At 73.4% G+C, this 19188-nt stretch carries 18 protein-coding genes; 4 read left to right on the plus strand and 14 right to left on the minus strand.

The window, feature by feature from the left end; genetic code table 11:
• Positions 1-17: 17 nt before the first annotated feature.
• Positions 18-1025, minus strand: coding sequence for a zinc-binding alcohol dehydrogenase family protein (locus ACX25U_RS34145; protein WP_454394643.1), 1008 nt, complete (start codon positions 1023-1025; stop codon positions 18-20).
• 134 nt (positions 1026-1159) lie between these two features.
• Between ACX25U_RS34145 and ACX25U_RS34150 the strand changes: the two genes are divergently transcribed.
• Positions 1160-1870, plus strand: coding sequence for a ribonuclease H family protein (locus ACX25U_RS34150; RefSeq protein WP_454385809.1), 711 nt, complete (start codon positions 1160-1162; stop codon positions 1868-1870).
• A gap of 197 nt (positions 1871-2067) precedes the next feature.
• Positions 2068-3051 carry an aldo/keto reductase gene (locus tag ACX25U_RS34155; protein ID WP_454385811.1) on the plus strand — a complete coding sequence of 328 codons (984 nt, stop codon included), beginning with the start codon at positions 2068-2070 and terminating at the stop codon, positions 3049-3051.
• A gap of 27 nt (positions 3052-3078) precedes the next feature.
• On the opposite strand, the gene ACX25U_RS34160 is transcribed toward ACX25U_RS34155, so the two are convergent.
• Complete coding sequence (locus ACX25U_RS34160) at positions 3079-3429, minus strand: hypothetical protein (protein ID WP_454385812.1); 351 nt, start codon at positions 3427-3429, stop codon at positions 3079-3081.
• Between the two features lie 164 nt (positions 3430-3593).
• Between ACX25U_RS34160 and ACX25U_RS34165 the strand changes: the two genes are divergently transcribed.
• Entirely contained in the window at positions 3594-4091 is a 498-nt protein-coding gene (locus ACX25U_RS34165; protein WP_454385813.1) for a DUF6328 family protein, read from the plus strand.
• A 33-nt stretch (positions 4092-4124) separates the two neighbouring features.
• On the opposite strand, the gene ACX25U_RS34170 is transcribed toward ACX25U_RS34165, so the two are convergent.
• The 11 genes from ACX25U_RS34170 to ACX25U_RS34220 all read right to left on the minus strand — a co-directional run bounded on the left by ACX25U_RS34170 (position 4125) and on the right by ACX25U_RS34220 (position 17009).
• Positions 4125-4550 (minus strand): SsgA family sporulation/cell division regulator, encoded by a 426-nt coding sequence (locus ACX25U_RS34170; protein ID WP_454385815.1) that lies wholly within the window; start codon positions 4548-4550, stop codon positions 4125-4127.
• A gap of 106 nt (positions 4551-4656) precedes the next feature.
• Positions 4657-5628, minus strand: a complete 972-nt coding sequence (locus tag ACX25U_RS34175; RefSeq protein ID WP_454385816.1) for an LLM class F420-dependent oxidoreductase — start codon at positions 5626-5628, stop codon at positions 4657-4659.
• Positions 5629-5669: 41 nt separating this feature from the next.
• Positions 5670-7268, minus strand: a complete 1599-nt coding sequence (locus tag ACX25U_RS34180) for a serine/threonine protein kinase (protein WP_454385817.1) — start codon at positions 7266-7268, stop codon at positions 5670-5672.
• A gap of 398 nt (positions 7269-7666) precedes the next feature.
• On the minus strand, positions 7667-8626 hold the full coding sequence (locus tag ACX25U_RS34185; RefSeq protein ID WP_454385818.1) for a threonine/serine dehydratase: 960 nt from the start codon (positions 8624-8626) through the stop codon (positions 7667-7669).
• Between the two features lie 119 nt (positions 8627-8745).
• Positions 8746-9783: a polyprenyl synthetase family protein gene (locus ACX25U_RS34190; RefSeq protein ID WP_454385819.1), complete on the minus strand. Its 1038-nt coding sequence runs from the start codon at positions 9781-9783 to the stop codon at positions 8746-8748.
• Positions 9780-10844 (minus strand): tetratricopeptide repeat protein, encoded by a 1065-nt coding sequence (locus ACX25U_RS34195; RefSeq protein WP_454385820.1) that lies wholly within the window; start codon positions 10842-10844, stop codon positions 9780-9782. Before ACX25U_RS34195 ends, ACX25U_RS34190 begins: the two co-directional genes overlap by 4 nt.
• Before the next feature lie 166 nt (positions 10845-11010).
• A complete protein-coding gene (locus tag ACX25U_RS34200) occupies positions 11011-11688 on the minus strand; it encodes an AIM24 family protein (protein WP_454385821.1) in 678 nt (225 codons plus the stop codon).
• A 38-nt stretch (positions 11689-11726) separates the two neighbouring features.
• On the minus strand, positions 11727-12962 hold the full coding sequence (locus tag ACX25U_RS34205; RefSeq protein ID WP_454385822.1) for a serine hydrolase domain-containing protein: 1236 nt from the start codon (positions 12960-12962) through the stop codon (positions 11727-11729).
• A 273-nt stretch (positions 12963-13235) separates the two neighbouring features.
• The gene (locus ACX25U_RS34210; RefSeq protein ID WP_454385823.1) at positions 13236-13586 is read right to left on the minus strand and encodes a UBP-type zinc finger domain-containing protein; all 351 of its coding nucleotides are present in this window, start codon (positions 13584-13586) and stop codon (positions 13236-13238) included.
• On the minus strand, positions 13583-15085 hold the full coding sequence (locus ACX25U_RS34215; protein WP_454385825.1) for an ATP-binding protein: 1503 nt from the start codon (positions 15083-15085) through the stop codon (positions 13583-13585). The genes ACX25U_RS34210 and ACX25U_RS34215 overlap by 4 nt, the downstream gene beginning before the upstream one ends.
• 247 nt (positions 15086-15332) lie before the next feature.
• On the minus strand, positions 15333-17009 hold the full coding sequence (locus ACX25U_RS34220; RefSeq protein WP_454385827.1) for an FAD-dependent oxidoreductase: 1677 nt from the start codon (positions 17007-17009) through the stop codon (positions 15333-15335).
• Between the two features lie 202 nt (positions 17010-17211).
• Here ACX25U_RS34220 and ACX25U_RS34225 point away from each other — a divergent pair, with 202 nt between their 5' ends.
• Entirely contained in the window at positions 17212-18084 is an 873-nt protein-coding gene (locus tag ACX25U_RS34225) for a universal stress protein (protein WP_454385829.1), read from the plus strand.
• 42 nt (positions 18085-18126) lie between these two features.
• On the opposite strand, the gene ACX25U_RS34230 is transcribed toward ACX25U_RS34225, so the two are convergent.
• Entirely contained in the window at positions 18127-18885 is a 759-nt protein-coding gene (locus ACX25U_RS34230) for an MBL fold metallo-hydrolase (RefSeq protein WP_454385830.1), read from the minus strand.
• Between the last annotated feature and the right edge of the window lie 303 nt (positions 18886-19188).

Here is a 19188-nt window from a genome sequence, read left to right on the forward strand (position 1 = left end):
CCCCGGCAGGCCCCGGCTCAGGACAGGTCGTTCACCAGCACCGCCGCCCCGTCGAAGCGGCCGGCCTTGAGGTCCCGCAGGGCCTGCTGGGCCTCGGAGAGCGGGTAGGTGTGCGTCGTGGCGCGCACGCCGTGCCGGGCGGCCAGTGCCAGGAACTCCCGGCCGTCCTCGCGCGTGTTCGAGGTGACGCTGCGCAGCTCCTTCTCGTAGAACAGCTCGCTCGCGTAGTGCAGCGGAGGCGTGTCGCTCAGATGGATCCCGGCGACGGACAGGACGCCGCCGCGGTCGAGGGCCCGCAGCGCCACCGGGACCAGGTCGCCCACCGGGGCGAACAGGATCGCGCTGTCCAGCGGCTCGGGCGGCGACGCGTACGCGTCCTGGGCCGAGGCGGCGCCCAGCTCCACCGCGAGCCGCCGCGAGGCCTCCCCGCGGGTCATGACGTGCACGGTGGCACCCTGGGCGAGCGCCACCTGGGCGCACAGGTGCGCGCTGCCCCCGAACCCGTACAGGCCGAGCCGCCCGCCCGGCGGCAGCGAGGCCCGGCGCAGCGCCCGGTAGCCGATGATGCCCGCGCACAGCAGCGGCGCGAGCGCCACGTCGTCGACCCCGCCGGGCAGCGGGTAGGCGAAGGCGGCCGGGACGGTGGTGTACTCGGCGTAGCCGCCGTCGGCGTCCCAGCCGGTGTACCGGGAGGCCGGGCACAGGTTCTCCGCGCCGCGCGCACAGTACGCGCAGGTGCCGTCGGTACGGCGCAGCCAGGCCACGCCCACCCGGTCGCCGGGCTCGAAGCCGCTCACCGCCCGTCCCCGGCCCGCCACCACGCCCACGACCTCGTGGCCCGGCGTGACCCCGGGCCGGTGCACCGGCAGGTCGCCCTCGGCGACGTGCAGATCGGTGCGGCACACCCCGCACGCGCGCACGTGCACGAGCAACTCGTCGTCCCCGGGTACGGGAACCGGCTTCTCCACGAACCGCAGCGGCCCCTCCTCCACCGGCCGCGGCCCGGTCACCGTCCACGCCCGCATCGTGCCGTCCGTCATCTCCTGCCCCGTCCCGCCGAAGGCCGTCCCCGGTCCACCCCCGGTGTGAAACCCAGTGTGGAACAAACAAGCCCGTTCGGCGCGCGACCCGGCCCGAGAAGGCCCCGTCGGAGCGTGGCATGATCGAGCCCATGCGTGAACGTGTGGTGGCCGCCTGCGACGGGGCGTCGAAGGGAAATCCGGGTCCTGCGGGCTGGGCGTGGGTCGTCTCGGACGACGCGGAGACCCCGGTCCGCTGGGAGGCGGGAGCGCTCGGCACGGCGACCAACAACATCGCCGAACTCACGGCGCTGGAACGGCTGCTGACGGCGACCGACCCGGACGTGCCGCTCGAGGTGCGGATGGACTCGCAGTACGCGATGAAGGCCGTCACCACCTGGCTGCCCGGCTGGAAGCGCAACGGCTGGAGGACGGCCGCCGGGAAGCCGGTCGCCAACCAGGAGCTGGTCGTGCGGATCGACGAACTGCTCCAGGGCCGCTCGGTCGACTTCCGCTACGTGCCAGCCCACCAGGTCGACGGCGACCCGCTCAACGACTTCGCCGACCGCGCCGCCAGCCAGGCCGCGACCGCACAGCAGGCGGCGGGCAGCGCCCTCGGCTCGCCCGAACCGCCGCCCTCGCCCGTCGCCCCGGCGTCCGCCTCCCCGCGCCGCCGCGCCAACGGCACCAAGGCGGCCCGGCAGCGCGGCGGCGGATCGTCCTCCCGCACGCTCAAGGCGAAGTTCCCCGGCCGCTGTGCGTGCGGCCGCTCCTACGCGGCCGGCGAACCGATCGCCAAGAACGACCAGGGCTGGGGCCACCCGGAGTGCCGCACGGCGGCCGCCGGGTAGCCCGGCGGGCCGACGGGCGGGCGTGATGACAGACTGACGCCGTGGCTCCGCTCCCCCACCTGAAGGAGGGGGGCTTCCAACCCGGAGGTTGCGGTCCGGCCCGAACCGGTCCCTTGGGGGACGAGCGGAAACCACCACACGCCAGGGAAGCGATTCCCCCACTGGCTGAAGCCGGTGGTCCCCTCGCTAGGAGACTGATGGACGAACGTGAATTCGGCAGGTCGCACCAGCACGCGTCGGTCGTCGGGCTCGGCACCTGGCAGCTGGGCGCCGACTGGGGCGACGTGGACGACAAGGAAGCCCTCTCCGTACTGGAGGCGGCCGCCGAGTCGGGGGTGACCTTCTTCGACACCGCCGACGTCTACGGCGACGGACGCAGCGAGTCGACCATCGCGACGTTCCTCAGCTCCCGGCCCGACCTGCACGTGCTGGTCGCCACCAAGATGGGCAGGCGCGTCGAGCAGATCCCGCAGAACTACGTCCTGGACAACTTCCGCGCCTGGAACGACCGCTCCCGGCGCAACCTCGGCGTCGACCGCGTCGACCTGGTGCAGCTGCACTGCCCGCCGACGCCCGTGTACTCCAGCGACGAGGTGTTCGACGCCCTCGACACGCTCGTGGAGGAGGAGCGGATCGCCGCCTACGGCGTGAGCGTGGAGACCTGCGCCGAGGCGTTGACGGCGATCGCCCGGCCGAACCTGGCCAGTGTGCAGATCATCCTCAACCCGTTCCGCATGAAGCCGCTGCGCGAGGTGCTGCCCGCCGCGCGGGAGGCGGGCGTCGGCATCATCGCCCGGGTCCCGCTCGCCTCCGGGCTGCTGTCCGGCAAGTACACCAAGGACACGGTCTTCCCCGCCAACGACCACCGCACCTTCAACCGGCACGGCGAGTCCTTCGACCAGGGCGAGACCTTCTCCGGCGTCGACTACGCCACGGGCGTGGAGGCCGCCGCCGAGTTCGCCGCGCTCGCCCCCGAGGGATACACCACGGCCCAGCTCGCGCTGCGCTGGATCGTCCAGCAGCCCGGCGTCACCACCGTCATCCCGGGCGCCCGCTCACCGGAGCAGGCACGCGCCAACGCCGCCGCCGCGAAGCTGCCGCCGCTGGGCGAGGAGACCCTCGCGGCGATCCGGGACCTGTACGAGCGCCGGATCAAGGGCCAGGTGGAGTCCCGCTGGTAGGCGCCGTCGACGCCGCCGAGGGCGCGCTCACGGCTCCAGGCGCAGCTGCCGCTCCTGCTCCTGGTCGCCGGCCGCCGCGCCCTCGTCGTGCGCCGTGAAGGCGTGGGTCAGCGTCTCGCTCGCCTTCCGTACGGCCTGAGGGGTGCCCTGGACGGTGACGGTCACCGGCGTGGACAGCCGGCCCGCGTCCCGCGGGGCGGCTGGGGCGCCTTGGTCGGTGCCGGTGTCGGCGGAGAAGGTGGCCGTGTGCACGGTCGCGTTCTCGTCGGTGGGGAGCTCGTCCGGCGCCCCGAAGGCCCCCTCCAGGGCCCTGACCACCGTCTGGGCGTCGGCGACCTCGCCGCCGCTGAGCGTCACCGTGAGCTGCGTGCCGGACATCGGCCGGGACCTCCTCGACTGGTCTGGCTGCGTCACGGCTCCGGGTAACCGCCGGCCGGCCGCCCAAACGGCACGGCCGGCCCGGCAGCTTTCCCGCTCCCCGGGGAACCCGTGGAGGGACAGGGGCCGGCCCGGGCCGAGGGCCGTGGGAACCGGGAGGCGGTATGGCGGTGCCGGAGGAAGCCGCGGGCAGGCGCAGGGGGCGCGACGAGACCGAGGAGGAGAGGGCCGACCGCAGGTGGGTCGAGCTCATCCAGGAGGTGCGGGTGGCCCAGACGGGCGTGCAGATCCTCTTCGGTTTCCTGCTCACGGTGGTGTTCCAGCCGACGTACGAGCACCTCAGCCACACCAACCAGGTCATCTACATCGTCACGGTGGTCCTGGGCGCCGCGGCGACCGGCGCGCTCATCGGCCCCGTCTCCCTGCACCGCCTCGTCTCCGGCCGCCGGGTCAAGCCGGAGGCGGTGCGCTGGGCGTCCCGGCTGACCTTCGTCGGCCTCCTCCTGCTGCTGGCCACCATGACTTCCGCACTGCTGCTGATCCTCAGGGTGGCGACGCACGGCGGCTTCGTGCCCTGGCTGGTCGCGGTGGTGGTCGCCTGGTATCTCCTGTGCTGGTTCGCCCTGCCCCTGTGGGCCCGTCACCGCCACACCTCCCGGTGAGCTCCCGGTGGGCCGAGGGCCACGCGGGGGCGCTCAGCCCCCCGCGATGACCTCCGCCAGGAAGTCGTCGACGCCGAGTTCCTCCTCGCCCGGTGCCACCAGGTCATGGGTCTGGCGCAGGAAGGCCGCGACGGCGGGCGCCCACACGAAGACCGCCGCGTGGTGCCGTCCCCCGTCGGGGTGGGCGTTGCCGTAGAACTCCATGCACAGCTCCTCCCACGGGCCGCTCGACACGGGGCGGAAGCGGACGTCCCCGATGCCCACCGGCCCTTCCAGGCCGTCGCCGAGCATCTCCCGGTCCAGCTTCCACCGGGCGAGCACCCGCCCATCGTGGCTGAAGACGGCGGTGACGGCGAACGGGTCGTCGGCGTCGTAACTCAGGTGCGCCAGCACGGGGAAACGTTCCGTGCCGTTCGCCTGCAGCTGCACGACCAGACTCTTGTGCACGAAGGAGTTCACGGGATGGGACCTCCGAGGACATCAGGACGTAGAGCCCTCTAGTACCCCGCAAACGCGTAAGATGCTCGGACGCTCGGGTGAATCCGCACGCGGCGGGCCGCGCCGGTCAGGCGTAGGCCTCGCGCAGCGCGGGCAGCAGCGTCTTCGCCGACCAGTCGAAGAACGGCTCCTGCGACTCGCCGCCGATCTGCACCAGCGCGATCTCCGTGAACCCGGCCTCGGCGTAGGGGCGTACGGCCTCCGCGAAGACCTCCGGGTCGTCGCCGCACGGGATCGACTGGGCCACGTCGTCGGGGGTGACGAACTGCGTGGCCCCCTCGAACGCGTCCGGGTGCGGCAGCTCGGAGTTCACCTTCCAGCCGCTGCCGAACCAGCGGAACTGCGCGTGCGCCCGCTTGACCGCCGCGTCGCGGTCGGAGTCGTAGCAGACCGGGAGCTGGCCCACGCGCGGCTTGCCCTCGCCGCCGTGCCGGTCGAAGGCCTCCAGCAGCCCCGCCTCGGGCTCGGTGGCGATCACCAGGTCGGCGAGATGGCCGGCGAGCCTGCAGGACTGCTCGCCGGAGACGGCGATGCCGATGGGCGGCAGCTGGTCCGGCAGGTCCCACAGCCGGGCCGACTCCACGTCGAAGTGCGCGCCGTGCCGGGTGACATGGCCGCCCTCGAACAGGGCCCGGATGATCTCGACGGCCTCCTCCAGCAGTTCGTGGCGTACGTCGACGGACGGCCAGCCGCCGCCCACGACGTGCTCGTTGAGGTTCTCGCCGGAGCCCAGGCCCAGCCGGAACCTGCCCTGCGACAGCAACTGCATCGTCGCCGCCTTCTGCGCCACGACCGCCGGGTGGTAGCGGAAGGTCGGGCAGGTCACGTACGTCATCAGCGGAATGCGCGAGGTCGCGTGGGCGGCGGCCCCGAGGACGCTCCAGGCGTACGGTGCGTGCCCCTGCGAGCGCAGCCACGGGAAGTAGTGGTCGGAGGTCACCGAGAAGTCGAAGCCGACCTCCTCGGCCCGCACCACGTGGTCGACCAACTCCCGGGGACCGGCCTGCTCGGTCATCATCGTGTATCCGATTTGCACCATGACCGCCGAGTCCCCGGGCGCGGTGGCCCGGAAACGGGCGATCAGTCCGAGCCCGGCCGGAAGGTCTGGAGGAAGACCTTCAGCGTCTGCTTGTTCACCGGCGCGGCGAAGTCGCCGGCGGGGGTCGTCCAGCGCAGCGAGAAGCTGCGCCGGTCGCCGAGGAGGAAGCCGCGGCCGAAGGTGCGCACCTGCCGGCTCCCGGTGCCGGACAGCCATTCCATGTCGGCCGCCTCGCGTCCCTGGTACGTCGTCGCGCGGATGTCGCCGATCCGCCGGTACGCCCCCTGCCGCTCCAGCGACGGCTCGACGTCGTCCCGCCAGACCACGACCGGGTCCGGGCCGGCCTGCGTGCTGTAGGTGACCGCGAGGGTGCGCGCGTCCCCGTCCGTGCCGAAGACCACCCGGTACGCCAGGTCGGAGGCGCGGGTGGTGCTCACCCGCTGCCACCCCTCGGGCAGGGCGAGGGAGAAGCCCTCCGGTGCGTTGAAGACGCGGAAGCCGGCCGGCAGGCCGGTCGCCGTGGCCGACGGGGAGGCGTCGGGCGGGGCGGACGGCGGCGGAGTGCTGTCCCCGGTCCGGCCGCCGGTCCCGGTGGGGGAGGGGGAGGGCGGCTCGGTGGCGCCGGAGGCGGCGGTGGAGCCCGGACCGCCGGTGCCCGGCAGCAGGTGGCCGGCGGTCAGTACGGCGACCGTGACGGTGACGACGGCCAGCGTGGTGCCCAGGACCATGGTCCGTCTGCTCCAGGTCCGGCCCGCGGCGCAGGCCGCCGCGTACACACCGCGCAAGCGGGGCCGGGGGACCGCGCGCGTGACCGTACCGGGGTCCTCGCTCATGATCCGGGTGAGCGCCTCCCGGACCACCGGACGGGTCAGGCGGTCCCGGGAGTTCTTGCGCAGCAGGCCCTGCACGGCCTGGCCGAGCGGCCCGGCCCGCAGCGGCGAGCGCAGCGGCAGCCGGTCCACGCCCTTCAGCGTGGCCTCGGGCCGGCCCCGGTCGCGGAACGGCGGGCGCCCCTCGGCCATCGTGTAGAGCAGCGCGCCGAGCGCCCACAGGTCGGCCGCCGGACCGATCCGCTCGTCGCGGGCCTGCTCCGGGGAGGCGTACGACGGTGCGGTGATCCGGGGCACGAGAGTCGCGCCCGCGAGGCCGAAGCCGGTCACCACGACTGCGCCCCGGTCCCGCACGAAGACCTGGCCGGGGCCGAGTTCGCCGTGCGTGATGCCCTCGGCGTGCGCGGCCTCCAGCACGTCGAGCAGCTCCAGTCCGATCCGGGCCGTCCGCACGTAGTTGAACGCCCCTTCCCGGGCGAGGAGTTCGCCCAGGGGCGTGCCGTCGATCCACTCGGTGACCGTCCACAGCGTCCCCGCCTCCACCACGGCGTCGACCACCGTGGCGATCCGGCCCGGCCGCAGCAGCCCCATGGTCTCGGACATCCGCATGACGCGGGCGGTGATGCGCCGGGCGTCGTCCTGGTCGGTGCCCTCCGGGAGCCCGGTCTGCGTCAGCAGGCGGGGGCGCTCCGCCTCGACGTCCTCGCCGTACCAGCAGATGTGGTTCGTCTCGCGGTGGACGGCCTCGAGGAGCCGGTACCGTCCGGCGACCAACTCGTGTGCGGACGCGTGCCCCTGGACCATGGTCATCCCTCGCTGAACCCCTGGCTCTCACCTTTCCCAGTGGATACGACGGAGAACACCGGGTGTGTTCAAAGGGATCGCGGTCCGTCGGCTGTTCTTGCCCTTTATCAGCTGTTGCCGAGCACGTGTGCGATGAAATCCGTCCAGATGCCGTGTCCGACGGTGTTCGCAGTACCGAACGCGGCCGGAGGTGCGTCGATGTGCTGCTCTGACTGGGGACGGACGTGACCGAATGTGTATCGAGAAGTTTCGTTCACGCCTTCGCGGAGCGCCCGCGCAATTCCCGCGGAGTGGTCCTCCGGTCGAATGCGCGGGCGTCGACCTGTGGTAACCGCCGGTAAATTCGCCCAGCGGCCGAATTCGGTCCCGCTGATGCTTTTCGAGCGGGTTCGGCGTGCGTCGCCTCAGCGCAGTGCGAACCGGTCCGCCCAGGACATGACGTCGGCGGTCGTCGCGTTGCCCCCGCACACCACCAGCCCGAGCCGGACGTCCGGGCCGACCCGCTCCCGTACGCGCCGTGCGGCCGGCAGCAGACAGCCCGCGGCGGGCTCGGCCCAGACCTTGGCGTGCGCGGCGAGGTCGAGGCAGCCGCGTACGGCCTCGCGGTCGGGCACCACGAGCACCTCTTCGACCGAGGCGGAGACATGGTCGTACGTCAGCTGGGACACGGCCGGCGCACTGAGCGTGGTCACGATCGAGGACAGGGCCACGGGCACCGGACCGCCGGCCGCCAGCGCCTCGGACATGGCCTGGGCGCCCTCGGTCTCCACGCCCCAGACCCGAACCCCGGGCCGCAGCGCGCGCAGGGCCGCGGCGACGCCCGCGATCAGCCCGCCGCCCCCGATGCTGACGAGCACGTCGGTGAGCTCACCGGCGTCCTGGGCCAGCTCCAGGCCGACGGTGCCCTGTCCGGCGATCACCACGGGGTCGTCGAAGGGGTGGACCAGGGTGAGGCCCTCGTCCCGCAGCCGCCTCGCCGTGGCGAACGCCTCGTCCATGCCGTCGGTCAGCCGCACCGAGGCCCCGGCCTCCTCCGCGATCGCGACGGACCGCGCGGGCGCGGAGCGCGGCATGACCACCGTGGCCTTCACCTGAAGAGCGGCGGCCATCACCGCGAGCGCGATCCCGTGGTTCCCCCCGCTGACCGCGACCACCCCCGCGTCCCGCTCCGCCTCCTTGAGCGACAGCAGCTTCGCCGTCGCCCCCCGCGCCTTGAAGGAGCCGGTCCGCTGCAGCAACTCCAGCTTCGCGGTCACGGGGGCACCGAGCAGCGCGGACAATCCGGGACTCGCCACGGTCGGCGTCCGCACGACGTACCCACCGATCCGCTCGCCCGCGGCTTCGATCTCCGAGATACCGATCAAGGCAGTCCACCCTTCCGGCGCGTGGGATGACGGTCCGCGCCGCATAGACACTCACCCGGTGGGGCGGCGCAGGTCAACACGTCGCCCGTCCGATGACGGCGGCGGGCCGGGAGGCGGGGTCAGAGGGTGCGGTCTAGGAGGAAGGCCGGCAGGGCGTGCAGTCGGGCCGCGGCTGCCCGCCGCAAGGGTGCCTCGGAGAGCGCTGTCCTGGCGGCGGTGATGTGGCGGTGGGCCTCGGCCAGGGCAGCTGTGCGGCCGCCTGCCGCTTCGATCAGGGTCGCGGCTTCGGCGGGGTCCCCGTTCGATGCCAGCCGTGCGGCCAGGTGCCGGGCCGCCGGGCCCGCTGTGTCCAGGGCTGCCAGGACCGGGAACGTCTTCTTGCGCTCCCGCAGGTCCGCGTGGACGGGTTTGCCCGTCACGGCCGGGTCGCCCCACAGGCCCAGGATGTCGTCCACGATCTGGAAGGCGATCCCGAGGTGCCGTCCGGCCCGGTCCAGGGCGTCGGCCGTCGCCGGGGGTGCCCCGCCGAGGACGGCGCCGAGCGCGGCGGCGCAGCCCAGCAGCGCGCCCGTCTTCCGCTCCGCCATCGCCCGGTACGCTTCCGGCCGCACCCGCTCGGGTCCCGTCCAGGGACGCGCGGCGAACAGCAGGTCGTCCGCCTGCCCGTGCAGCAGGTCGACGAGCGCCGTGGACAGCCGGGGCAGCGCCCTCGCGCCGCCGGGGGCCGCGGCGAGCGTCTCGACGGCCAGTGCGAACAGGGCGTCGCCGGCCAGGACGGCCGGGCCGGTGCCGTACGCCTTCCACACCGCGGGCCTGCCCCGCCGGGTCCCGTCGCCGTCCATGATGTCGTCGTGCAGCAGGGAGAAGGTGTGCACCAGCTCCACGGCGGCGGCCGCGGCCACCCCGTCCCGCCCGTCGGCCCCGGCCGCCTCCGCCCCGAGCACCGCCAGCGCCTGCCGCAGCCCCTTGCCGCCCGGCGCGATCACCGGAGCCCCACCGGCCTCGCACCACCCGAACGCGTACCCGGCCATCTCCCCGACCCACGGATGCAGCCGTCCGACCGCCTCCGCGAGCGCAGGCCGCACCAACTCCCGGCAGCGCTCCAGCACTTCGGGCACACCCGCCGCGGCCGGCTCCGCCGAGGACACCACCGTCATCGCACGGCCTCCCGGACCACCGGGGCCTGACCGGCCTGCGTGAGGCCGAACTCCTCCTGCGCCCGGCGCACCATCTCCTCCGCGTGCCGCAGGCCGATCCGGGCCATCGTGCGGGCCAGGGCGCCCAGTTCGGCCGCCGTCTCCGCGCGGTCGCGGCCCAGGTGGGCCAGGGACTTGGCCAGGCCCAGACGGGACAGCGCCTCGCCGCGCGGTTCGGTGATGGCACGGAACTCCGCGAGCGCCTGCTCGTACCACTCCCGCGCCTCGGCGTAACGGCCCGCGCGGTAGAGGACGTTGCCGCGCATCTTGTGGTTGTACGCCAGCGCACTGGTCAGGTTCATCGCGCGGCAGGTCACCTCCGCCTCACTGAGCAGCGCGAGCGCCCGCCCGGTGTCACCGTCGCGGGCGGACACCACGTCGGCGAGCCCGCGCAACGCCCAGGCGTGGCCACGCCGGTCGTCGGCGCGCGCGGCTGTCCGGGCCGCCTCCTCGAACATCGCGTACGCGGTGTCGTACGACCCGGTGTTGCGGTGCATCTGCGCGATGCCCTCCAGCGCCCACACCGTGTGCCGCGCCTCGCCTCGCCGCCGCGCCTCGGCGAGCAGTTGCTCGTGCAGCCGGCCGACGGCCTCGTAGTCGCCCTGGATACGGCCGGTCTCCGCGAGCCCGGCCAGCGAGTAGCCGCGTGCGACGACGTCCCCGCCGCGCTCGCCGAGTTCCGCCGCGAGCCCGAGCAGCCGCCGGGCCAGTGCGAACGCCCCGCGCTGCCGGGCCAGCGTGCCGCCGCTCCACAGCGCCCAGGCCATCGCGGCCGTGTCCCCGGCCTCCCGGGCGGCCCGGTAGCTGGCCTTCCAGGCCAGGTCCGCCTCCCGGACCTGCCCGAGCCGCCGGTGCGCCTCCGCGACCGCCAGCCCGGAACGCGCCGCCTCACCCGGCCGCCCGGCCCGTTCGGCGGCCGCCAACTGCTCTCTCCCGGCGGCCAGGACCTCGGTCAGCGAGGAGTTCACGGACAGGGAGGTGAGGGCGCCCTGGTACTCCGGGGCCAATGCCTTGCCGTACATGCGTACCTTTCTATACACTATGTGTATACGTGGTGTGTATAGCGCGTCGGAAACCAGCCCCGGTCCGCACGGACCGGGGCGGTCGGCTGTCACCGGTCAAGACGCGGGCACACGCGGCGGGGTTGCCCGTGCGGCGCAGATCACCTTCCGGGAACGCCCAACTCCTTTAGTGTTGTTGGGGGTTGTGCGCCTTCGCCTCGCTCGGCCGGACGACGACGTACCCCTCGCCCCGCAGCATCAGCTGCACCACCTCGCCGGACCCGCCGCGCAGCATCGAGCCGATCGACTGCACGCGGTGCAGCGACGGCTGCAGATGGGCAGTCCAGCCGACCACCGCGTCCTTGTCGACGTGCACCGGCTGCTCCGGCGTGACCGGTATGACCAGCGGGCTGCCCTCGCACACCAGGCCGAGGAGGCCCTGCCCGGTGAACACGCTGTTGAACAGCCCGCCGCCGACGACCCCCGACCCCTTGACCGTCGTGATCCGGTACGACAACGTCGCGTCGAAGCACAGGACGTTGCGGCCGTTGACGGTGAACTCGTCACCGGGCGCGACCTCGACGATGAAACAGTTCTCCGCCTCCTGCGCGAACCAGGCCTCGCCCCGCCCGCGCACCGTCATCAGCGGCAGCCCCTCCCCGGTGACCGCACGCTTGAGCATGCCGCCCACGCCCTGGCCCTTGCGCTCGAACCGCAGGTCGCCGCGGAAGGCCACCATCGAGCCCTGACGGGCGAGCATCTCGCCGTTCACCGTGTACTTGAGGCACTTGGCGTTCTCGACCGACATGCCCGGCGCGGTCGCGGGCCGCACCACGTGCTCACTGGAAAAGAGGTCACCCTTCATGCGGGCATCCTGGCCCGGAGGCGCCGGTTCCGCCAAGATCACTGAACGAGGTCGTCCTCCTCGGCCGGGAACGGGAGCACGGCCGCGCCGCGCACCTTCGTCTGCTTGCCGCAGAACGCCGACTCCAGCGTGCGCAGCATCGTCAGGTGCACCGCGCCGTTGTTGGAGGCGTTGGCGAGCGCGGTGAGGCTGCGCTTGCCGTCCTTGCTGGTGAACGCGTAGGTGTAGTAGCCCTGTACGGCGCCCGTGTGCCCGTACACCGACACTCCGCACGACAGGTCGCGGCGGCGCAGGCCGAGCCCGTACGCCTGGCCGGTGCCCGCCGGGATCCACCGCTGCATCTGCGCCAGTTGGGCGGTGGGCAGCAGCCGCCCGCCCAGCAGCGCCGAGAGAAAGGTGTTCAGGTCGCGCGCGCCGGAGATGAGCGCGCCCGCACTCTGCGCCCAGGACACCGTCTGCTCGGTGGCGTCCACCAGTGGGGCCTTCGCCTCGTCCGGGGTGAGATAGCCGTGCGCGTGCCGGCCGGGGATCTTCGTGTCGGGGTGGACGTAGAAGGTGTCGCTCAACTTCAGAGGCTTGGTGATCCGGTTCTCGTACTCGGTCCGCACCGGGTGGCCGGTCAGCTTCTCGATGAGCAGGCCGGCCACCACGAAGTTGGTGTTGGAGTAGGCGTAGCCGGCACCGGGCGCCTGGGTGCGCGGGTGCCGCAGCGACAGGTCGAGGAGCCGGCGGTAGGTGAACACCTCGGTGCGTACGGCCTCGAAGCCGGCCACCGTACGGGCGAACATCTCGTAGCTGTAGTCGTACAGGCCGCTGCTGTGGCTGAGCACGTGCCGCACCGTGATCCGGTCGTCCGGCAGCAGCCCCGGCAGGTAGTGGTTGACCGGGTTGTCGAGCTTCACCCGGCCCTCGGCCGCCAGTTGCAGCAGCACGACCGCGGAGAACGTCTTGGTGACGCTGCCGATGCGGAACCGGTCGGCGGTGTTCATCGCCTCCTTCGTCCCGCGGTCGGCGACCCCCTCCGTGGCCGTGTGGACCGTGGCGTGGTCGTCGTGGGAGAGGCGGTGGTCGTCGATCCGCGCCATCGCGCCCGGCGCGCCCTGGGCGAGCGCCGTGCGCAGCTGACCGCCGAGCGCCGCCGGGTCCGGTGCGGGAAGGGCGGCGGCGGAGGTTCCGGTGTCCGGCCTGCTGTCCGCCGCGTGCGCCGGCCCCGCCAGCAGGGTCAGCGCCAGCGAACCGAGCACCGCGCTCCGGCACACCGTCCGTGAGGCCATACGCTCCCTCTCCCGTCTCCGTCCGCGCGGCGATCCGTGCGGGATCGATCGCATTCGGGCGGGGCAAGCATCTCCCACCGCGTCAGGTCTCCACCGGCGACACACAGTTGGTCATTCGCCGATCACTGAGTGGGGTGGATCGGCGGAGGGGCGCCCTGGACGCCTGTATGTCCTACTCATGACAATTCAATAAGGCGGTGGACCGGGCCCGGACTGCGGTCGACGTCACCGCCGCCGGCACCCCGGCTCCGTCCCGGGAACGAGCCGGGCGGCTCAGCGCAGCATGTCCGCCCAGTTCGCGGGGACACGGCCCGCCGGGCCGGGCGTCGGCTGGTCCGCCGGGTGGCTCACCGGTGGCGCGAGCTCGGGGCCGGTCTCGTACAGCTCGTTCGTGTCGTAGTTCCAGAACCAGCCCTCGCCCGGCTCGTAGCTGCGGATCACCGGGTGTCCGGTGGCCCGGTGGTGGGCGGTGGCGTGCTTGCCGGGGGAGTCGTCGCAGCAGCCGATGTGGCCGCACCGCGCGCACCGCCGCAGGTGGAACCACCAGCCGCCGGCGGCGCCGCACTCGACGCAGCCGGTGCCGCTCGGCGGGACGCTGGGATCGATTCCGGTGTCGCTGGTCATGTCGGCTCCTGGGATGTCGTACGGTCCTCGGACGTGAGCGGCGGGCCGCCGGGCGCGGCGGAGGAGAGCGCCGTGCCGTCGGGTTCGACGGCGGTCAGGGGCAGCAGCACCCGGAAACGGGTGTCGCCCGGCACCGACTCCACGCCGAGGCTGCCGTGGTGCTTGTTGACGACGATCCGCCGGGAGATGTCCAGTCCGAGACCGGTGCCCCGGCCGACCGGCTTGGTGGTGAAGAACGGGTCGAAGATGCGCTCGCGGATCTCCGGCGGAACGCCGGGGCCGGTGTCCCGGAACTCCACCAGGAGCCGGTCGTCGTGGAGCGCGGTGCGCACGGTCAGCGTGCCGTCGCCGCCCGCGCCGTCCATCGCGCAGACCGCGTTGTCGATCAGGTTGGTCCACACCTGGTTCAGTTCGGCCGGGTAGGCGGGGATCCGCGGCAGCGTACGGTCGTACTCCTTGACGACCCTGATGCGCGGCCCGATCTTGCCCGACAGCATCAGCAGCGTGCTGTCGAGGAGTTCGTGCACGTCGGCGACCTGATAGGGGGCGCGGTCCAGCTGGGAGTACTGCTTGGCGGCGTCCACCAGCCGGGACACGCGGGTGGTGGAGTCCGCGATCTCGTCCATGAGCAGCTCGGTCTCCACCGTGTAGTTGAGCCAGCCCACGGCGCCCGGCAGGATCTCCTCCTCGACGGCCGCCGCGACCTGCTCCAGCCAGTCCACGTCGAGCCCGGCCTGTACGAAGGTCGGTGCGAGCTGCCAGCCCTGCTCGATGCCGTGGTCCTCGAGCCAGTCGGTGAGCGCGTCCTCGCGGTCGGCCGCCTCCAGCGGGGTGAGCGCCGGCGCCTTGGCGGCCCGCTCGGCGGTGCGTTGCTGGATGTCGATGAGGCTCGCCAACTGGTCCCGGGAGAAGGGCCCTTCGGCGATGAGGGCGAGCTTGTGCCGCATCCTGGCCACCCGCTCCCGCAGTGTCGCGGTGGCCCGGACGGCCGCCGACGCGGGGTTGTTGAGCTCATGGGTGAGCCCGGCGGACAGCGAGCCCAGCGCCAGCAGCCGCTCGCGCTGCCCGACGGCCGCCTGGGTGCTCTTCGACCCGAAGAACAGCCCCTCCAGCAGGTGCACCGCCATCGGGAACCACTCGCGCATGATGTCCGCGAACGTCTCGGCGGGCAGCACGAAGAACCGCGTCGGCTCGGTGACGCGCATCGAGTTGATGTAGACCTGGCGCAGCCGGTCCCCGAGGTACGCCTGCATGGCGCCCGCGTACACCCCGGGCTGCGAGGTCCGGGTGACCTCCACGTCGTCGCCGCCGACCCGGCGGGAGAGCACCACCGTGCCCTCGATCATCACGTAGAAGCAGGTGGCCGGCTCGCCCTCGGTGTAGACCGGACCGGGGTCGAACCGCTCCATCCGCCCCTCGCGGCACAGCCGGCCCAGCTGTTCGCCCGACAGCCTCTCGAACAGGAACAGCGAGCCGATCTCCTTCGGGCTGCACGGCATCGGCCGGCCGTTCACCGCGAACCTCCGAGGATGCCTGGTTCCTCAGGGCGAAAGACCGTCCATGGGACGGCTGATATGCCCTTTGGCGTGCTGAGCGAGAACCAAGCCGGCACGGCAACCCCTTTACTCGCAGTACCAGACCGGGCCGGTTCCACCCCGGCTGGTGTCGATCGTGCAAGACCTGCTGGTCCGCTGGGCCCGCAGGCGACGTGAGCCAGGAATCTCCCTGCTTCAGCCGGGGGAGGGTTCAAGACTGCTCCAGATACCGGTGGACGAGCATCACGGCCATGGCTCCCTCTCCTACGGCGGACGCGACCCGCTTGGCGGACTCCGCGCGCACGTCACCCGCGACGAACACGCCGGGCACATTGGTCTCCAGGTGGTACGGCGGCCGGTCCAGCTCCCAGCCGGCGGGCGGCCGCCCGTCGGGCGTGAGGTCGGGCCCGGTCAGGATGAACCCGCGTCCGTCCCGCAGCACCGTGCCGTCCAGCCAGTCGGTCAGCGGGGCCGCTCCGATGAACACGAACATCCACTGCGTGTCGACGAGTTCGCTCCGCCCGTTCGCCGTGTCGCGCAGGGTCAGCCGCTCCAGGTGGCCGGAGCCGTGCGCGGCCTCCACCACGGTGCCCGTGCGCACCGAGATGTTGGGCGCCTCCTCGATCTGCTGGACCAGGTAGTACGACATCGACGCCGCCAGCGACGGACCGCGCACCAGCAGGGTCACCGACTTGGCGCACCGGGCCAGGTACATCGCCGCCTGCCCCGCCGAGTTGGCGCCGCCCACGATGTAGACGTCCTGCCCCTGGCAGGAGGGCGCCTCGGTCAGCGCCGAGCCGTAGAACACCCCGCAGCCGGTCAGGTCCTGCGCGCCGGCCGCGGGCAGTTGCCGGTAGGACACGCCCGTCGCCAGGATCACGCTGTGCGCGGCGACCGCCGAGCCGTCCGAGAACCGTACGGTCCGCGCCGCACCGCTCACCTCCAGGCCCGTCACCTCGCGCGCGGTGAGGATCTCGGCGCCGAACCTGGCCGCCTGCCGGCGGGCCCGGTCGGTGAGCTGGGCGCCGGAGACGCCGTCCGGGAAGCCCAGGTAGTTCTCGATCCGGGAGCTCTGCCCGGCCTGCCCGCCGGTCGCCGAGCGCTCCACGAGCACCGTCCGCAGCCCCTCCGAGGCCCCGTACACGGCCGCGCCGAGCCCGGCCGGGCCGCCGCCGACCACGACGAGGTCGTAGAAGTCGGCCGCCGGTGTCGTCGCCAGCCCCACCCGGGCCGCGAGCTCGGGCGCCTCCGGCTCCAGCAGGGGCGTGCCGTCCGGGGTGACCACCAGCGGCAGCCGCTGCCCGTCCTGCCCGGCGGCGGCCAGCAGCCGCCTGCCCTCGGGCTCGTCGGAGGAGTACCAGCGGTAGGGCACCTGGTTGCGGGCCAGGAACTCCCGCACCTGGGACGACCGCGCGGACCAGCGGTGCCCGACCACCTTGGTGCTGGGCACCGGCCGGTAGTCGCTGCTCCGCCACGCCTGCAGCAGGTCGTCCAGGACCGGGTACAGCTTCTCCTCGGGCGGGTCCCAGGGCTTGAGGAGGTAGTGGTCCAGATCGACGACGTTGATCGCGTCGATCGCCGCGTTGGTGTCCGCGTACGCGGTCAGCAGCACCCGCCGCGCGCCCGGATACACGTCCAGGGCCTGTTCGAGGAACTCGATGCCGTTCATCCGGGGCATGCGGTAGTCGGCCAGGACGACGGCGACCAGGTCACCGCGCAGCTTCAGCTCGCGCAGCGCGTCCAGCGCGGACTCGCCGGACTCCGCGCGCACAATCCGGTACGAGGCTCCGTAGCGCCGCCTGAGATCCCGGGCGACGGCGCGGGAGACCCCCGGGTCGTCGTCCACGGTCATGATGACGGTCCGCATCGGCTCCACGGCCTGTGCCATGTTCGTTCTGCCACCCCGGGTGGTCGGATCGGCGGCCCGGTGCGCCCCCGCCGTCACCGCGCCGGCTCCCGCCCATCGTATGTTCGATCGTCCCGCTTCGCCCGCGTATGCGGCGGACGACTGTCCCGCCCGGCCGCTTCCGCGATCACCTGGTGGGGGAGACTGGGGCGAGGACGGCTCACCACACAGGGAGGCAGACGGCATGACGCGGCCGATCACGGCAGGGGTGGACGGATCGGAGGAGAGCCTCGCCGCGCTGGCGTGGGCGGGACGGGAGGCCGAGCGCCGCGGGCTGCCGCTGCGCCTGGTGCAGGCCTGGCGCTTCGAGGTGCACGACGCCTTCGACGCGGGCGACCGGGACACCCAGCGGCAGTGGGTGCGCGACGGCCTGGCCGAGGCCGCCCGGACGGTCACCGAACGCCACCCGGACCTGACGGTGACCACCGACGTCGTGGAGGACGGCGCCGTGGACGCGCTGCTCGCCGCCGCGGCGGAGTCGGAGATGCTGGTGCTCGGCTCGCGCGGCCAGGGCGCCCTCGTCGGGTTCCTGGTCGGTTCCGTCGGGCAGCAGGTGATCACCGAGGCCGTACGGCCCGTCGTCCTGGTGCGCGCCGGGGACGAGCCTGCCGTCGAGGCCGCGGGCCGCGAGATCGTCGTCGGCCAGCACGGCGCCCCGGAGGACAGCGCCGGTGCCCTGCGGTTCGCGTTCGAGACCGCCGCCGCCCGGGGCGCGACCGTCCGCGCGGTACGGGCCTGGACGCTGCCGCCGGTGTTCGCCTACAGCCCCGGCTCGCTCAAGCTGCTCGACGAGGCCGGCGGTCTGGAGCCGTACGAGCGCAAGGCGCTGGCGGCGGCGCTCCAGCCGTGGCGGGAGCGCTTCCCGGACGTCCCCGTCGTCGAGCACGTGGAGATGGGCAGCGCCGGCCAGGTGCTGCTGGCGGCGGCCGAGCGGCCCCAGTTGATGGTCGTGGGCCGGCGCGCCCACCGTACGGCGGTGGGCGCGCGGATCGGCTCGGTCGCGCACGGGATGCTGCACCACGCCGGCTGCCCGGTGGCCGTCGTCCCGCACACCTGAGTCACCGCGGCGCCGCGGGCGCCGGCGACTCGCGCGCCCTGGTCAGCGGCCACCCCGGCTCGCGTGTTCGCGGGCCCGCCGCGCGGCCTGCCGCACCGGGCCGTGGTGCACGGGGCCGTGTCCGGGCAGCGTCACGTCCGCGTCCAGCCTCTCGAGCACGTCCAACGAGGCCAGTGCCCGGGCGCGTTCGTGGTGGAACATGTCGGGCAGCAGCTGTGGGCCCCGGATGCGCGAGGTGGGGTGGCCGCTGACCAGGGCGTCGCCGGAGACCACCACGCCGGTGTCCGGGAGGTGGAAGACGGTGTGGCCCCGCGTGTGGCCGGGAGTGTGCACGGGCACGGGCCGCCCGGGCAGGTCCAGCGGGCCCGCCGCCGGGAACGGCTGGGGCGCGGCGACCGGGATGTGCGCGGTGCCGCCGACGCGGAGCGCGTGCACCGCCCAGGGCAGCACGCCCGGCCGCCAGCCGTTGCGCAGCACCCGCCCGACGCTGACCTGGTGCAGGAACTCCCGCCGAGCGTGCGGCACTTCGGCCTCGTGCAGATGCACCGGGGTGCCGTGGGCGGCGCGCAGGTACTCGGCCGAACCCAGGTGGTCGTTGTGCGCGTGGGTGATCAGCACGGCCGCCACCGCCTCGGGTGAACTGCCCACCGCGGCCAACGAGTCGAGCAGCCGCTGCCGGTCGCCCGGGTAGCCGGTGTCGATCAGTGTGGCCGCGTCGCCCTCGGTCAGGATCACCCAGTTGGTGTTGCTGCCGTGCACCAGGTAGGTGCCGTCGGCGACTTGCCGTACATCCGCGCTCATCGGTCTCCTCGCGTCCCAGGTGGCTGCCCGACGGGGGACAGCCAACCAGATCCGCCCGGGGACAGGGCGAGTGCGGGCACGGCCTCGCGCGTCGGATGCGGCGCCTTGCCGCCTCGGCGCACCGGCCGGACGGAACCGAACGCAGATCCGCGGCCCCGCGGCGCGGGCGGTCCTGGGTGCGCAGTGCTCCCAGGCGCCGCATCAGCCGCCCAGCAGTACCGCCGGCAGGTGCCGTCCTCCTCGCGCGAGGCCTCGGGACGGAGAACGCGGGGTCGGCCGGCCCGGGCGCGGCCCGCGGTCCGC

It is taken from the genome of Streptomyces sp. JNUCC 63 (assembly GCF_054366325.1).

Excerpts from the sequence above, each read along its gene's own strand:
- ACX25U_RS34145 (WP_454394643.1), bottom strand. The coding sequence starts at position 1,025 with ATGCGGGCGTGGACGGTGACCGGGCCGCGGCCGGTGGAGGAGGGGCCG.
- ACX25U_RS34150 (WP_454385809.1), top strand. The coding sequence starts at position 1,160 with ATGATCGAGCCCATGCGTGAACGTGTGGTGGCCGCCTGCGACGGGGCG.
- ACX25U_RS34155 (WP_454385811.1), top strand. The coding sequence starts at position 2,068 with ATGGACGAACGTGAATTCGGCAGGTCGCACCAGCACGCGTCGGTCGTC.
- ACX25U_RS34160 (WP_454385812.1), bottom strand. The coding sequence starts at position 3,429 with ATGTCCGGCACGCAGCTCACGGTGACGCTCAGCGGCGGCGAGGTCGCC.
- ACX25U_RS34165 (WP_454385813.1), top strand. The coding sequence starts at position 3,594 with ATGGCGGTGCCGGAGGAAGCCGCGGGCAGGCGCAGGGGGCGCGACGAG.
- ACX25U_RS34175 (WP_454385816.1), bottom strand. The coding sequence starts at position 5,628 with ATGGTGCAAATCGGATACACGATGATGACCGAGCAGGCCGGTCCCCGG.
- ACX25U_RS34180 (WP_454385817.1), bottom strand. The coding sequence starts at position 7,268 with ATGACCATGGTCCAGGGGCACGCGTCCGCACACGAGTTGGTCGCCGGA.
- ACX25U_RS34190 (WP_454385819.1), bottom strand. The coding sequence starts at position 9,783 with ATGACGGTGGTGTCCTCGGCGGAGCCGGCCGCGGCGGGTGTGCCCGAA.
- ACX25U_RS34195 (WP_454385820.1), bottom strand. The coding sequence starts at position 10,844 with ATGTACGGCAAGGCATTGGCCCCGGAGTACCAGGGCGCCCTCACCTCC.
- ACX25U_RS34200 (WP_454385821.1), bottom strand. The coding sequence starts at position 11,688 with ATGAAGGGTGACCTCTTTTCCAGTGAGCACGTGGTGCGGCCCGCGACC.
- ACX25U_RS34205 (WP_454385822.1), bottom strand. The coding sequence starts at position 12,962 with ATGGCCTCACGGACGGTGTGCCGGAGCGCGGTGCTCGGTTCGCTGGCG.
- ACX25U_RS34210 (WP_454385823.1), bottom strand. The coding sequence starts at position 13,586 with ATGACCAGCGACACCGGAATCGATCCCAGCGTCCCGCCGAGCGGCACC.
- ACX25U_RS34215 (WP_454385825.1), bottom strand. The coding sequence starts at position 15,085 with ATGCCGTGCAGCCCGAAGGAGATCGGCTCGCTGTTCCTGTTCGAGAGG.
- ACX25U_RS34220 (WP_454385827.1), bottom strand. The coding sequence starts at position 17,009 with ATGGCACAGGCCGTGGAGCCGATGCGGACCGTCATCATGACCGTGGAC.
- ACX25U_RS34225 (WP_454385829.1), top strand. The coding sequence starts at position 17,212 with ATGACGCGGCCGATCACGGCAGGGGTGGACGGATCGGAGGAGAGCCTC.
- ACX25U_RS34230 (WP_454385830.1), bottom strand. The coding sequence starts at position 18,885 with ATGAGCGCGGATGTACGGCAAGTCGCCGACGGCACCTACCTGGTGCAC.